This window comes from Pseudophaeobacter arcticus DSM 23566 (assembly GCF_000473205.1).
Taxonomy (GTDB): Bacteria; Pseudomonadota; Alphaproteobacteria; order Rhodobacterales; family Rhodobacteraceae; genus Pseudophaeobacter; species Pseudophaeobacter arcticus.
Window position 1 is genome coordinate 3,151,712 of the sequence record NZ_KI421507.1, and the last position, 15,063, is coordinate 3,166,774.

Annotated in this window: 16 protein-coding genes; 8 read left to right on the forward strand and 8 right to left on the reverse strand. The window is 60.5% G+C overall.

Annotated features, from left to right (window positions below):
- Positions 1 to 9: 9 nt before the first annotated feature.
- From ARCT_RS0119530 to ARCT_RS26550, 6 genes are all read right to left on the reverse strand, one after another.
- Entirely contained in the window at positions 10 to 966 is a 957-nt protein-coding gene (locus tag ARCT_RS0119530) for a calcium/sodium antiporter (protein ID WP_027241591.1), read from the reverse strand.
- Between the two features lie 171 nt (positions 967 to 1,137).
- Positions 1,138 to 1,935: a S49 family peptidase gene (locus tag ARCT_RS0119540; RefSeq protein ID WP_027241593.1), complete on the reverse strand. Its 798-nt coding sequence runs from the start codon at positions 1,933 to 1,935 to the stop codon at positions 1,138 to 1,140.
- Between the two features lie 183 nt (positions 1,936 to 2,118).
- Complete coding sequence (locus tag ARCT_RS0119545) at positions 2,119 to 2,880, reverse strand: ABC transporter permease (RefSeq protein WP_027241594.1); 762 nt, start codon at positions 2,878 to 2,880, stop codon at positions 2,119 to 2,121.
- Positions 2,877 to 3,806 (reverse strand): ABC transporter ATP-binding protein, encoded by a 930-nt coding sequence (locus ARCT_RS0119550; RefSeq protein WP_027241595.1) that lies wholly within the window; start codon positions 3,804 to 3,806, stop codon positions 2,877 to 2,879. The genes ARCT_RS0119545 and ARCT_RS0119550 overlap by 4 nt, the downstream gene beginning before the upstream one ends.
- Before the next feature lie 198 nt (positions 3,807 to 4,004).
- Entirely contained in the window at positions 4,005 to 4,520 is a 516-nt protein-coding gene (locus ARCT_RS0119555; RefSeq protein WP_027241596.1) for a CoxG family protein, read from the reverse strand.
- 155 nt (positions 4,521 to 4,675) lie between these two features.
- On the reverse strand, positions 4,676 to 5,641 hold the full coding sequence (locus ARCT_RS26550) for an alpha/beta hydrolase (protein WP_084300906.1): 966 nt from the start codon (positions 5,639 to 5,641) through the stop codon (positions 4,676 to 4,678).
- A gap of 193 nt (positions 5,642 to 5,834) precedes the next feature.
- Here ARCT_RS26550 and ARCT_RS26555 point away from each other — a divergent pair, with 193 nt between their 5' ends.
- Positions 5,835 to 6,344: a winged helix-turn-helix transcriptional regulator gene (locus ARCT_RS26555; RefSeq protein ID WP_051360895.1), complete on the forward strand. Its 510-nt coding sequence runs from the start codon at positions 5,835 to 5,837 to the stop codon at positions 6,342 to 6,344.
- Positions 6,345 to 6,696: 352 nt separating this feature from the next.
- On the opposite strand, the gene pobA is transcribed toward ARCT_RS26555, so the two are convergent.
- Positions 6,697 to 7,878, reverse strand: coding sequence for a 4-hydroxybenzoate 3-monooxygenase (gene pobA / locus ARCT_RS0119580; protein ID WP_027241598.1), 1,182 nt, complete (start codon positions 7,876 to 7,878; stop codon positions 6,697 to 6,699).
- A 117-nt stretch (positions 7,879 to 7,995) separates the two neighbouring features.
- Between pobA and ARCT_RS0119585 the strand changes: the two genes are divergently transcribed.
- Positions 7,996 to 8,853 carry a helix-turn-helix domain-containing protein gene (locus ARCT_RS0119585; protein ID WP_027241599.1) on the forward strand — a complete coding sequence of 286 codons (858 nt, stop codon included), beginning with the start codon at positions 7,996 to 7,998 and terminating at the stop codon, positions 8,851 to 8,853.
- 45 nt (positions 8,854 to 8,898) lie between these two features.
- On the opposite strand, the gene ARCT_RS26560 is transcribed toward ARCT_RS0119585, so the two are convergent.
- Entirely contained in the window at positions 8,899 to 9,564 is a 666-nt protein-coding gene (locus ARCT_RS26560; RefSeq protein ID WP_084300907.1) for a TetR/AcrR family transcriptional regulator, read from the reverse strand.
- Positions 9,565 to 9,725: 161 nt separating this feature from the next.
- Here ARCT_RS26560 and ARCT_RS0119595 point away from each other — a divergent pair, with 161 nt between their 5' ends.
- The 6 genes from ARCT_RS0119595 to ARCT_RS0119620 all read left to right on the forward strand — a co-directional run bounded on the left by ARCT_RS0119595 (position 9,726) and on the right by ARCT_RS0119620 (position 15,025).
- Positions 9,726 to 10,910, forward strand: a complete 1,185-nt coding sequence (locus tag ARCT_RS0119595) for a lipid-transfer protein (RefSeq protein WP_027241600.1) — start codon at positions 9,726 to 9,728, stop codon at positions 10,908 to 10,910.
- A 10-nt stretch (positions 10,911 to 10,920) separates the two neighbouring features.
- Positions 10,921 to 11,367, forward strand: a complete 447-nt coding sequence (locus ARCT_RS0119600; protein WP_027241601.1) for a MaoC family dehydratase N-terminal domain-containing protein — start codon at positions 10,921 to 10,923, stop codon at positions 11,365 to 11,367.
- A complete protein-coding gene (locus ARCT_RS0119605; protein WP_051360897.1) occupies positions 11,364 to 11,786 on the forward strand; it encodes a MaoC family dehydratase in 423 nt (140 codons plus the stop codon). The genes ARCT_RS0119600 and ARCT_RS0119605 overlap by 4 nt, the downstream gene beginning before the upstream one ends.
- A 92-nt stretch (positions 11,787 to 11,878) precedes the next feature.
- Positions 11,879 to 12,706: an SDR family NAD(P)-dependent oxidoreductase gene (locus ARCT_RS0119610; protein ID WP_027241603.1), complete on the forward strand. Its 828-nt coding sequence runs from the start codon at positions 11,879 to 11,881 to the stop codon at positions 12,704 to 12,706.
- 64 nt (positions 12,707 to 12,770) lie between these two features.
- On the forward strand, positions 12,771 to 13,871 hold the full coding sequence (locus ARCT_RS0119615; RefSeq protein ID WP_027241604.1) for a CaiB/BaiF CoA transferase family protein: 1,101 nt from the start codon (positions 12,771 to 12,773) through the stop codon (positions 13,869 to 13,871).
- Positions 13,868 to 15,025 carry an acyl-CoA dehydrogenase family protein gene (locus ARCT_RS0119620; protein WP_027241605.1) on the forward strand — a complete coding sequence of 386 codons (1,158 nt, stop codon included), beginning with the start codon at positions 13,868 to 13,870 and terminating at the stop codon, positions 15,023 to 15,025. The genes ARCT_RS0119615 and ARCT_RS0119620 overlap by 4 nt, the downstream gene beginning before the upstream one ends.
- Positions 15,026 to 15,063: the final 38 nt, after the last annotated feature.

Here is a 15,063-nt window from a genome sequence, read left to right on the forward strand (position 1 = left end):
TTGCCGCGATCAAAAGAGCACCAGGAGATATCCGATGTAAAGCCCGGTCAGAGCAAAGCCCCAGCGCCGGGTGATGTCCTTTTTCAGGAACACAAAAGGGAAGATCAGCAGCGAGGCCCCCAGCATGACCCAGAGGTCAAAACGCAGGAACTCGGGATCGACTGTGATCGGCCCGATAAAGGTGGTAATGCCGATAATGGCCAGCAGGTTGAACATGTTGGAGCCGATGACATTGCCCAGCGCCACATCCGCCTGTTTGCGCAAAGTTGCCATAACTGTCGTGGCCAGCTCGGGCAGCGAGGTGCCGATGGCAACCAGCGTCAGGCCAATCACCGTCTCGCTGACCTGATACATCCGGGCAATGATGGTGGCATTATCCACCAAAAGATCCGCGCCCAGTGGCAGGCCGATCAACCCAAGCCCCAGATAGATGGCTATCTTCCAGACCGGCATGTTGGGATCGGCTTCTTCCAGCCCGTCCAGCGGCTCGCCCTCGTCGCCGTTGCAACAGTTTTTGCGATGGCTACGCGCATCGCGAAAGGCATCCCCAAGAAACAGCGCCAGGGCCGTCAGCAGGATCAATCCAGACCAGATCGTCAGGGTGCCACACATCGCCAAGCCAATGAACAAGACAGAGGACAACAGCATAAGCACATAGCTTTTGCGGCTGTCGCATTGGCTGGTATGCAGGGTGGCAAGGATCGCAGGAATGCCCAGGACCATCAGAATATTGGCGGTATTGGAGCCCACCACATTACCCATGGCAATCCCATCGGCATTCTCCGCAACGGCTTTGATCGCGATCAGCAGCTCAGGTGCAGAGGTGCCAAAGGCCACAATCGTCAGGCTGACGATCAACGCCGGCACCCCAAGACGCAGCGACAGGTTCACCGCACCACGCACCAGTGCATCCCCAGCCAAAAGCAGGATCACCAGACCCAAACCACACAGCAGCCACGGCATCATTTGCGCGGTCCTTTTAACTTGCAGCCACAGGGGCTTTTGCCAATCTTGAAGCGCCCACACGAGGGGCAGCGCGCGGATTGCAGGCGTTTTTGTCCAGGGAAAGTGAACTTTCCAAACATCGCCAGCACCGCTATGACCACCAAAAACAGGGTTACGATCTTAAAAATCACTTCACAGCCCAAAACGCGCAAATTCCGCGCGCTCCTCGATGCCTGCCACGACATCTCTGGCCAGCTCAATGCCAAACCGGCTGAGGAAGGGCTTTTTGATGCCGTAGTGCCGCAGCTTTACCTTGTCGCCAAAGCGCGCCATCAAAGTGGGCTTGATATGGCCGATACCGTCGATCAGCCCCAGCTCGGCGGCCCGTTTGGCCAGCCAGATCTCGCCGGTGAACAGCTTGTGACTGCCGTCGAGCTTATCGCTGCGCCGCTCGGTGACATGGTCGATGAAATTCTTGTGTATATCGCCCAGCAGCCCCTTCAGACGGGCAACATCTTCCGGATCTTCTGCCTGAAACGGGTCGAGCATGGATTTGCTTTCACCCGCCGTATAGACCCGGCGCTCAACCCCATGTCGGGTGAGCAGTTCCTGGGCACCAAAACCCGCAGAGATCACCCCGATCGACCCAACAATAGAGCTGGCATCGGCCCAGATCTCATCCGCGGCAACCGCCAGCCAGTAGCCGCCCGAGGCCGCGACATCCTCGACAAAGGCAAAGACAGGGACGTCTTTTTCCTGTGCCAGCCGCCGGATGCGCGCGCCAATCAGCGAGCTTTGCACCGGCGAGCCGCCGGGAGAGTTGATCTCGAGTGCAACCGCGTCTGGTTTGCCTTTGGTAAAGGCCGCCTCAAGAACCGGTGCCAGCGCGGCATCGTTCAAGGCCCCACGCCCCGCCATGCCGATGGCACCGGACAGGCGCACAACAGAGACGAGGGGTGGATTTTTCAAAAAGGGTAAGCGCAGCATCATGGCGCCGATGTAGATGGCCGTAGGGGGTGAAACAAGGGAGGGGCCGATACAAAACCTGTTCCAGCAAAAATCCGGGGCCGTCTGTGTATATTTGCAACGCTCCCGGCGCGGGCCGGGAGGTTTTGCCGCACGTTCGGTCTTTAGGGTTACATTCCCGACCGTTACGGCAATTGGAAGCCCCGATCAGGAGCGGATGCGCCAGCCGGTCTTGAAGATCCACCAGATCACCCCAAGGCAGAGCGCGGTAAACAGGCCAATTGCCATCAGGCTGGTGCCCACCGGCACATCCGAGGTGCCAAAGAAGGACCAGCGAAAGCCCGAAATCAGGTAGACCACCGGGTTGAACATGGTGATTTTCTGCCAGATCGGCGGCAGCATGGAGATCGAGTAAAACGACCCTCCGAGGAACACCAGGGGCGTCACGATCAACAGCGGCACCAGCTGCAACTGCTCAAAATTCTTTGCCCAGATGCCAATGATAAACCCCATCAGCGCAAAGCTGAGACAGGTCAACACCAGGAACAGAACCATGGCAAACGGATGGGCGATGGAGATGTCCACAAACAGGGTCGAGGTGGCCAGAATGACAAAGCCGATAAACAGCGCCTTGGTCGCCGCCGCGCCGACATAGCCCAGCACGATCTCCAAAAAGTTCACCGGCGCGGACAACAGCTCGTAAATCGTGCCGATGAACTTGGGGAAATAGATGCCAAAAGAGGCGTTGGAGATGCTCTGCGTCATCACGCTGAGCATGATCAGCCCGGGGACGATAAAGGCGCCATAGGCAATGCCATCCACCTGATCAATGCGGCTGCCAATGGCGGCGCCAAAGACCACAAAATACAAGGATGTCGACAGCACGGGCGACAGGAAGCTTTGGAACAGGGTGCGAAAGAACCGCGCCATTTCAAAGCGGTAGATTGACCAGATAGCCGTCCAGTTCATGACTTATCTCCTGACACGAGACCGACAAAAATATCTTCGAGGCTGGATTGCCGGGTGGAGACATCCGCCAGCACCAGGCCGGCGCTTGCCACATCGTTCAGCAGCGCAGTGATGCCGGTGCGGTCGGCCTTGGTGTCGTAGGTGTAAATCAGAACATCACCTGCCTCGTTCAGCTCCAGATCATGCGCCGCCAGATCGGAGGGCACCTCGGTGATTGGCGCCGTCAGATACACGCAGAGCTGTTTTTTGCCCAGCTGCGCCATCAGGTCATTCTTGTCTTTGACCAACAGGATCTGGCCATCGGCAATCACTCCGACGCGATCGGCAATTGCCTCGGCCTCTTCGATGTAATGGGTGGTCAGGATGATGGTCACACCGCTGTCCTTCAGCTCTCGCACCACATCCCACATGTCTTTGCGCAGTTCCACATCAACGCCAGCGGTGGGTTCATCCAGAAACAGCACCCGCGGCTCATGCGCCAGCGCCTTGGCAATCAGCACCCGGCGTTTCATGCCGCCTGACAGTTCTTTGACCTGGGCGTTGCGCTTATCCCAAAGCGACAGTTTTTTCAGAATGTCTTCGATCAGCGGCTCATTGCGGGGCTTGCCAAACAGGCCGCGCGAAAACCGGACCGAGTTGATCACCTTTTCAAAGGGTTCAAGATTGATCTCCTGCGGCACCAATCCAATGAGCGAACGGGCGGCGCGGAACTCAGTCAGGATACAATGCCCCCCCACCGTCACCGAGCCCGAGGTGGGGGTGACGATCCCGCAAATGGTCGAGATCAAAGTGGTCTTGCCAGCGCCATTGGGCCCCAGCAGGGCAAGGATTTCACCCTCATCAATATCCAGCGAAACCCCTTTGAGCGCTTCAAAGCCACCCTCGTAAGATTTGCGCAGATCGGAAATGGACAGGATCGCCGCCATGGGACCTCCCTTGATAAAAGGCTTCAATTCTGCTGCACCCTACCCAGAGCAGGGAGCCGCCACCAGTAAGCGGGGCCACAAAGGCATGCGCAGACACATGTGCGTCTGCGCAGATAAATTTTCCAATGCAGCCCTTGGCAGGCTTTCGGTCATACTGCCGGGTTGGTTTTCAGGTTAATTTCCAGGCTAATTTTCAGGTCAATTTCCGGTGATCTTTTTGAACCAGCCCTTTTTCTCCTCACCCTCGCCTGCGTCCCCCTCAGCCTCGGCCGCTTCGGGGGCCAGATGGGTCTGCAGGTTGACAAAGAACTGGTCGGCCATCTTTTTGGCAAAACCATCAATGATCCGGCTGCCCAACTGGGCCAGCTTGCCGCCGACCTTGGCCTCGACCTCGTAGGATAACAGGGTGCCGGTCTCAGAGGGGGCCAGGCTGACCACCGCACCGCCCTTGGCAAAGCCAGCCGCGCCACCCTTGCCTTCGCCGCTGATGGTGAGCTTTTCGTTCTCGATCAGATCCGACAGGGTGACCTGACCTTTGAAGGTGGCTTTGACCGGGCCGACCTTTTGCGTCACCGAGGCCTCGAACCCCTCTTCAACGCTGCCGTTGACCTCCTGCGCGCCGGGGACGCAGACCTTCAGCACCTCCGGGTTCAACAGGGCGGCGTAGACCTCGGCCGGGGGGGCGGCAATTTCTTTGCTGTCACTCATCTGCATGGCGGGGGCCTCCTTTGGGCTGGTGAGCGGGCCAGCCGAACCTTTGCGGTGCGGCTCTGCCTCTCTGCCTCGTGGGTTGTCTCGTCCCCTAGACCTAACCGACCCACGGGGCTTCTGCCAAGATGCAAGCCGACAGGAGCCGCCGCCCCGGGCTGTTAACGCGGCGTTGGCGGGCCAAAATGGGCAACCACAGCGGCGATCACCGCCGCGTCCCGCAGCAGGCGATTATGGCCCAGCCCATCGCTCACCTGCAGCCGCGCCGCCGCCCAGTCCTGCGCCAGATCCTCGACCTCGTGCAGGGGAATAATGCGATCTGCACTGTCGTGCAGGATCAATGTCGGCAGCCGCAACTGGCGGACCAGATTTGCGGCCTTTAGCGCCAAAAACGGCAGGCCATAGCGCGCTTCCAGCCGCTGTTGCGCCCGTCGCGCCACGCTGGTGGAAAAGCCAAGCTGGCTGGCAAGGCGCTGGATAAAGCTTTCCAGATCCGGCATCGGCGCCAATAGCGCCACCCTGTCGGCCTGCATCCCCCGGGTCAGCGCCGCGATCACCGCCGCCGCACCGTTGGAATGCGCCACAACCCCGGCCAGAGGGCCAAGCCGGGCGGCAACCTGCTGCGTCACCTCCAGCATTTCCGGCAGCGAACTGCGGCTGCCCGCCGTCGCCCCGTGCGCCGGGGTGTCAAAGGCAACCACCCGGTATCCGGCCGCCACAAGAGGCGCCGCAAAACCGCCCATCTGTCCGGCCCGGCCACCAAAGCCGTGAACCAGCAGCACCGTTGGCAGTGGTGCCGCGTCGCGCACCCCCAACAGGGGTCGCCCCCCGCGCCATTCATACAGCGGCACCAGCACGCCACTGGCCAGTTTCATCGGGGTGGCGGTCGACTGGAGCAGCCAGTCCCGTTCACGGCGCGGCAATTTCTGCCGCTGAGGCCGGGTAAAGAGATAGGCAAACAGCCGGGAGGCCAAACCCGGGCTGAGCCTGCTCAGCGCACCGGTGGTAAGGTGAACCCATTTAGGGGTCCGTTTGGGGGCCTGGTGGCGCCGCGCCACTGGTTTGCAACTGACTGTTGGCTGCGCTGTCGCGCAGAGGTTTGGGCGGGCAGTTGAAGTCGTGACCATCTGGCGGCCTCCTGAGTTTTCTGTTCCAGCCTGCTGCGGCCTGTTCTGTTTTGGCCTGCTCTGCTCTGGCCTGCTCTATTTTGGCCTGACGCTATGTGCCAAACGCGGAACACGAATCAAACAAAGGTTCTATTTTGGAACTCATTATCAGTTCTAATTGAGAACCCTGTCAATCCATGCTAGGAATCGGCCTATGAAATGGCATGATCTCAATGGTGACACCTGCCCGCTTGCCCGCGCTATGGGGGTGATCGGGGATCGCTGGACCTTGCTCATCCTGCGGGAATGTTTCCTTGGGGTGCGCCGGTTTGATGGGTTTCAAAAACGTCTGGGCATCACCCGGCACCTGCTGGCCGCCCGGTTAAAGCGGCTGGAAACCATGGGCGTGTTGGAGCGACGCCCCTACCAACAACGCCCGCTGCGGCATGAATATCGGCTGACCGCCTCGGGCAAGGCCTTTGCGCCGGTGTTGCTGGCGATGCAGGACTGGAGCCAGCACAACCTGCCCAGCCAAGAGCCAATGCCCTTTGCCTTTGTCACCCGCGACACGGGGTCCCGGGTGGACCCGGTCTTGACCGATAAGAACACCGGCCAGGAGCTGAATCACCGAACGGTTCTGATGGTCCCCTCCCAGGCTGCGCCCGCCGACACAGCTGAGGCGCCTGATCCACCCTTGCCAGATACAGGCACCGGGCCTGCTTAGCGGCCTGCGCCTGGGCCTGGGCCTGTGTCTGGGCCTGCCGGGTCCTAGGCATTTCAGTCCAAGGGATACCAGGAGATGCAGAGAGTGGCGAAGCGCTCGCAGGTGTTTTTCTGGGACCTCTTGCGAAAGATCTGCAGAGCGGTTTCCTTTGGACTTTCTTTGTTTGTGGTCCAATCAAAGGTGCCCTCGTCGCGCTCAACTGTCGACATGTCTCTCTCTCTTGTTCGCACTCAGGAGAACGTGCTCTTGGCCATCAGGCCAGAACGATTAGGCCAGAACGATTAGGCCGGGCGCTGCCCGGCCTAGGTGGCGTCAGAAAAATTGAACACAGTCAGATTGACCAGGGGAGGGCTCAGTAAGGCAGGCCCACGTAGTTTTCCGCCATCGAGGCCTGCGCCGCCTCGGAGGAGAACAGATAGTCCAGATCGGCACATTGCAGCCGCAGATCTGCCGCGCTCATATCCGGGAAGCGATGCAGCAGGTTGGTCATCCACCAGCTAAACCGCTCTGCCTTCCAGACCCGCGCCAGAGCTTTTTCCGAATAGCCCTCCAAACCGGCGCTGTCGCCCTTTTGGTAGTGGTCCAGAAATCCGTGATAAAGATAGTAGATATCGGACGCCGCTGAGTTCAGCCCCTTGGCCCCGGTTGGCGGCACGATATGTGCCGCATCCCCGGCCAGAAACAGCTGACCATAGCGCATCGGCTCTGCCACAAAACTGCGCAGCGGCGCGATGGATTTCTCAATTGAGGCTCCGGTTTGCAGCCCCTCGGCAACCTCTTTGGGCAGGCGCGCCTTCAGCTCTGTCCAGAAGGCCTCATCCGACCAGTCTTCGACCTTATCGGTCAGCGGCACCTGGATGTAATAGCGGCTCAGCACCTGGCTGCGCATGGAGCACAGCGCAAAGCCACGTTCATGGCGGGCATAGACCAGCTCGGGCGAGGCGGGTTTGGTTTCGGACAACACACCCAGCCAGCCAAAGGGATAGACCTTTTCATATTCGCGCAGCACATCCGCCGGGATCGACTTGCGGCTGACCCCGTGAAAGCCATCGGCGCCAATGATGAAATCACAATCAATGCGGTGCTGTGCACCGTCTTTTTCATAGGTGACATAGGGGGTTTGCGATTTCAGATCATGGGGCTGCACCTTGTCAGCCTGATGAATAACGATACCGCCCATGGCGTCGCGGGCCTCATACAGATCGCGTGTCACCTCGGTTTGACCGTAGACCATCACCGTGGCGCCATCAGCCGAGCCCGCCAGATCAATCCGATCCATCCGCCCCTGATGCGCCAGATAGACGCCGTGATGCTCTTCGCCCTCGGCCTCCATACGCGCGGCACAGCCGGCTTCGCGCATCAGTTCGACAAACCCACGCTCAAGCACCCCGGCGCGAATACGGCCCAGAACATAGTCCCGCGTCTGCCGTTCCAGCACCACGCTATCAATGCCCTGACGGTGCAAAAGCTGTGACAAAAGCAGCCCCGAGGGGCCACCGCCAATGATGGCGACTTGGGTGGTTGATTGTGACATCTACACGTCTCCCTAAACATGCGGGCCTGGAGTTTGCCCTGACTCTGATGCCTAATATGCAGCGCGAATATCACTTTGCGAATGGACTGACTGCGCAACCTCTTGTACATTTCACACATGTCTCCTGCCTCCCATATCAGCAGCTACAACCTGTTTGGCGAAACCAGAGAACTGGCCGATGTGCTGCACGTCGAGACCATTCGCTCGCGCTCGGCCCTGCATGACTGGCAGTTAAAGGCCCATCGTCACGCGCGATTGCACCAGCTTTTGTTCCTGACCGAGGGCAGCGGTGAAGCCGAGATCGACGGCAAAACGCAGACAATTCCAGCCGCCAGTTTTGTCAATATTCCGCGCGGCGTGGTGCATGGCTATGACTTTGCGCCGGAAACCCGCGGCTGGGTGGTGACGCTGACCTCTGACCTGCTGGATCACTGTATCCAGGCCAGCGAAGGGGTACGCGCGCCGCTGGAACGGCCTGCAATCCTGCCGCTGCCCGCCGCGCTGGGTGACCTTGCCGAACATCTCTATGATGAATACCACCGGCAGGATTTTGCCCGCGCCCAGGTGTTGCGCTCCCTGGCTGGCGCCCTGATCGCCTTGGCAGCCCGCGCCATTTTTGAAGCGGATAGCGCCAATCAGCATCGCGCAGGAAACCCGCTGTTCACCCGGTTCGAGGAGATGATCGAGCGGGATTTTCGCAAGCGCCGCCCCCTGGCCGACTATGCCCGCGATCTGGCGATCTCACCCACGCATCTGAACCGGATCACCCATCAATCTGCCGGGCAGTCGGCCTCGCAGCTGATCAACGAACGCATGCTGCGCGAGGCGCGCCGGATGCTGATCTATACCAATCTGACCGCCGCCCAGATCGCCTATGATCTGGGGTTTTCCGACCCGGCGCATTTCAGCCGCGTCTTTGCCAAGGGCACCGGCACCCCGCCCAAACTGTTTCGCAAAAAGGTCAGCGAGGCCTGAGCCACTTGCAGCTAGCCACCCTTTGTCCCTGGCCACCACTTGCTGCTAGCCCGGTGGCACCACCACCCCGGCAAAGACCAGCTGCAGATACTGCTCTGCGATCTCTTCCTGTGGCACCGGGTTTTCCACCCGATTCCAATGGGGGATCCAATTCAAAGCCCCAAAGACCGCCGCCGCCACCAGACGCGGATCGCAGGGCCGCAGACTGCCCTCGGCGACGCCCTGCTTGATCAGGCTGCGAAGGTGAAAATCCACTTCGGCCTTGCTGGCGCGCAACGCCTGGCGGCGCGCTGGCGACAGGCTGTGTTCACGGACCATGGCGATTGTGGCCCCCAGATCGGTGGACACCCAGGCGCAATAGCCCCGGATCAGCAATGCAATACGGTCCACCACCGGCAGGGTGTCCTTCTGGCTCTGCCGCATGGTTTCGCCCAGGAATTCCAACCCCAGCAGGTGGCAGCCAAACAGGATGTCCTCTTTGCTTTCAACATAGTAATAGATTGTTCGCTTGGTGATTTTCAGGGCCGCTGCGATGTCTTCAAGCGATGTCTGCTCATACCCGTGATCATTGAACAGCCGCGCCCCCGCCTGCAAGACCGCACGCCGCTTGGCCTCTCGCTTGGCGTCGCGGCTGGCACCCGTGTCAGGTGCCGCGCGGGCATCGGGGGAGGTCCAGCAGGATTGCTCTGCGTTCTTCTTACTGTCGCGCACCCCTGCCTCCCTTTGCCCCTGGCGTTTGGCCCGCCTTGTTTATGACGTGCAGTAATTACACCTGCCAGTTACATCAAGATTGACCTTTTTGCCAGCCGATACAATAGTAACCCGCAAGTGTAATTTTATCCCGACGCAGAGCTGCACCAAGGAGAACACCAATGACATCAGATGTACTGGTTGCCGGAGTCGGCATGACCAAATTTGCCAAACCCGGTCAAAACGCCCCCTATACCGAAATGGGAGCCGCCGCGCTGCGCGATGCTCTGGCGGATGCGGGCCTGCCCTATGACGCGGTTGAGCAGGCCTATGCGGGCTATGTCTATGGCGACAGTACCTGCGGCCAGGCAGTGCTCTATAAGGTGGGCATGACCGGCATTCCGGTGATGAATGTGAACAACAACTGCTCCACCGGCTCGACTGCCCTGTTCATGGCGCGCCAGGCGGTGCAGTCCGGCGCGGTGGATGTGGCGCTGGCACTGGGGTTTGAACATATGCAACCCGGCGCGCTGACCTCGCATTGGGACGACCGCCCCAGCCCCTTTGATGCCTTTGACGCCGAGACCGACGATCTGGTCGGCCACCCAGAGATTCCGCTGGCGCTGCGCTATTTTGGCGGTGCGGGCAAATCCCACATGGAGAAACACGGCTCCTCCCTCACCGATCTGGCCCGCATCCGCGCCAAGGCCAGCCGCCATGCGGTGAACAACCCGCTGGCCCTGTTCCGGCAGGAATTGTCACCTCAGGACGTGCTGGACAGCCCGATGATCTGGGAAGGCGTGATGACCCGGCTGATGGCCTGCCCCCCCACCTGTGGCGCCGCCGCCGCCATCGTGGTCAGCGAAGACTACGCCAGGAAACACGGGCTAAATCAGGCCGTGCGCATCAAAGGCCAGGCGATGACCACCGACTATGCCTCCACCTTTGAGGCCCATGACATGATGCAGCTGGTCGGCTATGACATGACCGCAGCCGCCGCCAAACAGGTGCAGGAACAGACCGGCATCAGTATCGACGACGTGGATGTGGTCGAGCTGCACGACTGTTTCGCCCATAACGAAATGATCACCTACGAGGGCCTGGGTCTTTGCCCCGAAGGCGGCGCCAGCAAGTTCATCGCGGATGGCGACAACACCTATGGCGGCAAATATGTGACCAACCCCTCGGGTGGGCTGTTGTCCAAGGGCCATCCGCTGGGGGCCACCGGCCTGGCGCAATGCTACGAGCTGACGCGGCAATTGCGCGGTACTGCCGGCCCCACCCAGGTCGCGGGTGCGCGCACCGCACTGCAGCATAACCTTGGTCTGGGCGGTGCCTGTGTCATCACCCTGTACCAGGCAGCCTGAGGAGCGCCACATGATTGACCGAGCTTTCATTGGCCGCAGTTTTCCGCCGCTGCATGTAGATGTAGAACCCGGCCAGCTGCGCGCCTTTGCCCGCGCCACCGGCCAGCGTGACCCGATCTACTGGGACGAGGAGGCCGCAAAAGCCGCAGGCTATCGCGCCCTGCCCGCGCCGCTGACCTTTCTGTTCACGCTGGATCAGGAGCGCGACGACCGGTTCTATTTCATCAACGCCATGGGCATCGAGCTGGGCCATGTGCTGCATGGCGAACAGGCCTTTACCTATGGTGCGCCGATCTGCGCCGGGGACCGCGTGACCCTCACCTGCACCTGCATGGACATCTACGACAAAAAGGGCGGCGCCATGGAGTTTGTTATCCTGAAAACCCAAGCCACAAACCAACTGGGCGAAGATCTGGGCGGCATGACCGGCACCATCGTCGTGAGGAATCCAAAATGAGCATCTTTGCACAGGACGTGACCTTTGCCGGGGTGAACGTGGGCGACAGCCTGCCTGCCGTGACCTCAAAACCCATCAGCCGCACCACGCTGGCGCTGTTTGCCGGCGCCTCTGGCGATCACAATCCGATCCATATCGACATTGATTTTGCCAAGGCCGCCGGCATGCCGGATGTCTTTGCCCATGGCATGCTGGGCATGGCCTATCTGGGCCACCTGCTGACGGCCTGGGTGCCACAGCGCGCGGTACGGGAATTCTCTACCCGGTTTGTCGCCATCACTCAGGTGCATGCGGTGGTGACCTGCACCGGCCGCGTGGTGGAGAAACGCGAGGGCAATCTGGTGGCGCTGGAGATCGAGGCCGCAGATCAGAATGGTGACGTAAAACTGGCAGGCCAGGCACTGGTGGAACTGCCCTAGCGATAACAGTAGCCCGCCCATGGGGGCGGACGGGCGCGACCCGGCCAAAGGCCGGGTGGGCCCTCAACTGAGAATGAAACGGATCTTGAATCATGACAAAACTTGCAGGCAAAACCGCCTATGTCACCGGCGCCGGGCGCGGCATTGGCCGCTCAATTGCGCTGAAACTGGCCGGGGATGGCGCCAATGTGGTGCTGAACGATCTGGACGCAGACCCCGCGCAGCAGGTGGTGGCAGAGATCGAAGCCATGGGCGGCAAGGCCCTGGCCGTTGCCGGTTCGGTCACCGCCCCCGGCTTTGCCAATGATTTCATCCAGGCGGGCATCGACAGGTTTGGTGGCCTCGACATTATCGTCAACAATGCCGGCTACACCTGGGATGGCTTCATTGGCAAGATGAGCGACGAACAGTTTGACGCCATGATCGACGTGCACCTGAAAGCGCCGTTTCAGATCATGCGTGCTGCTGCGCCCTTTATTGCCGAACAGGTGGCCATCGAGACCGCCGAGGGGCGCGAGGTGTTTCGCAAGGTGGTGAATATCTCCTCTATCTCGGGCACCGGCGGCAATGCAGGCCAGGCCAATTACTCTGCCGCCAAATCCGGTGTCATCGGATTGACCAAAACCATGGCCAAAGAATGGGGACGCTTTAAGGTCAACGTCAACGCGGTGGCCTTTGGCATGATCTCCACCCGCCTGACCGAAGCGACGGATGAAAAGAAATCCATCGAGGTGGAAGGCAACAAGGTCGCGATTGGCATCCCCAAGAAACTGGTGCAGGGCATGGAGATGATGATCCCGCTGGGCCGTGCAGGCACTGCCGAAGAAGCCGCCGGTGGCGTCTATCTCTTCTGCATTCCCGAAAGCAACTATGTCTCGGGGCAGACGCTGATCGTCGGCGGTGGTTTCGGCGGCTCCTGAGGCAACCGGGGCGGGGCCGACAGCGGTCCCCACCCCGCAAGACGGGCACAACAGGGAGGGCAGGATGCTCCAAGGGACACGCATTATCGAAGTCGAAGGCCTCGGCCCCGGCCCCTTTGCCGCCATGACACTGGCGGATATGGGCGCCGATGTGATCTGCGTCCATCGCAAGGGCGGTGGCGTCACCCCCGGAATGCCGGAACGCTCGATACTGGATCGCGGCAAACGCTCGATCGAGTTGGATCTGAAAGACCCCAATGACATCAAAACCTTCCTGGCGCTGGTCGCCACGGCGGATGGGCTGATCGAAGGCTTTCGCCCCGGCGTGATGGAGCGGTTGGGCATCGGACCCGAGGCCTGCCAGGCGGTAAACCCAGGCCTGGTCTTTGGCCGGATGACCGGCTGGGGTCAGGACAGTGCGCTGGCGCAGACTGCCGGCCATGATCTGAATTATATCTCGCTCTCCGGCGCGCTTTGGTATGCGTCCAATCCGGGCGACGCGCCCCTGACACCCGCCACGCTGGTGGGTGATATCGGCGGTGGTGCGATGTATCTGGTGGTGGGTATGCTGGCCGGGCTGCTGCGGGCAAAAACCAGCGGTCTCGGCACTGTGGTCGACGCCGCGATCTATGATGGCTCGGCCCATATGATGAACCTGCTGATGAGCATCCGCCAGGCCGGGGGCTTTGGCGAGACACGCGGGCAAAACCTGCTGGACGGGCCACATTGGAGCCGCTCCTACGCCTGCGCCGATGGCGGCTACATGACGGTGCAATGTCTGGAGCCCAAATTCTACACGCAGTTTTTGTCGCTGATGGGGCTGGCGGAGGATGCGGAGTTCAAACATCAGTTCGACACCAGCACATGGCCCGTGCTGACCGCGCGGCTGGCCGGGATCTTTGCCGCGCAGCCCCGCGCCCATTGGGCGGCGCTGTTTGACGGCACCGATGCCTGCGTTGCCCCGGTACTGAGCCCCGATGAGGCCCTGAAACATCCGATGAATGCCCGTGGCACCTGGGTTGAACAGGACGGCGTGTTGCAGGCGGCCCCCGCCCCGCGTTTTGATCACAGCCCGGCGTGGCAGCCCACTGCCCCTCCCGAGCGCGGCCAAGACAGCAGCAACATCCTGGCCGAACTCGGCCTTATCAAGGAAGACCCACGATGACCTCTCATATTTCGCCCTGGATGGATGACGAACTGACCATGCTGCAGGAGTCCTTGCGCGATTTTTATGCCAAGGAAATGGTCCCCCATGAGGAGCGCTGGCAAAAGCAGGGCCATATCGACCGGGACTTCTGGAACAAGGCCGGGGAATTTGGCCTGCTCTGCGCCTCGGTGCCGGAAGAATACGGCGGCATGGGGGGCGATTTTCGCCACGAGGCGGTGATTACCACCGAACAATTCCGCGCTGCCGGCTTTTCCGGTTTTGGCAATTCGGTCCATAGCCAGATCTGTGCGGGCTATATCCTCGATTATGGCTCTGAAGAGCAGAAAAAGCGCTGGCTGCCCAAGATGGCCAGCGGCGAGATGGTCTGCGCCATTGCCATGACCGAGCCTGGCACCGGCTCGGACCTGCAAAACATCAAGACCACCGCCAGACTGGAGGGCAACGAATATGTGGTGAACGGCTCCAAGACCTTTATCACCAATGGGCAGCAGGCCGATCTGGTCATTGTTGTTGCCAAGACCGACCCGAGCCTGGGATCCAAAGGGATTTCACTGATTGTGGTGGAGACCGCCGAGGCTCCCGGATTTGCCCGCGGGCGCAATCTGGAAAAGCTTGGCCTCAAAAGTCAGGACACCTCTGAGCTGTTCTTTGACACTGTGCGGGTGCCACCGGAAAACCTGCTGGGCGGAACTGAGGGCCAGGGGTTTTATCAGCTGATGAAATCGCTGCCACAGGAACGCCTGGTGGTGGCCCTGGGCGGCGCTGCCGCAATGGACAAGGCGCTGGAGGAAACCGTCGCCTACACGGCAGAGCGCCGCGCCTTTGGCAAGCCGCTGCTGGAGATGCAAAACACCCGCTTCAAACTGGCCGAGGTCAAGACCGTGGCCCATATTGCCCGGGTGTTTCTGGATGACTGCGTTGCCAAACATCTGCGCGGGGAGCTGGATGCCACCACCGCCTCGATGGCAAAATGGTGGGTGACCCAGATGCAATGCGACTGTATGGACGAATGCCTGCAACTGTTTGGCGGCTATGGCTATATGTCGGACTATCCGATCTCGACCATGTATGCCGATGCGCGGGTGCAGAAAATCTACGGTGGCTCAAACGAGATCATGAAAGAGCTGATCGCCCGCAGCCTGACCACCTGAGCCCCAGTCGCCCGTACCAGTCGCCCGCAGGAGGTCTG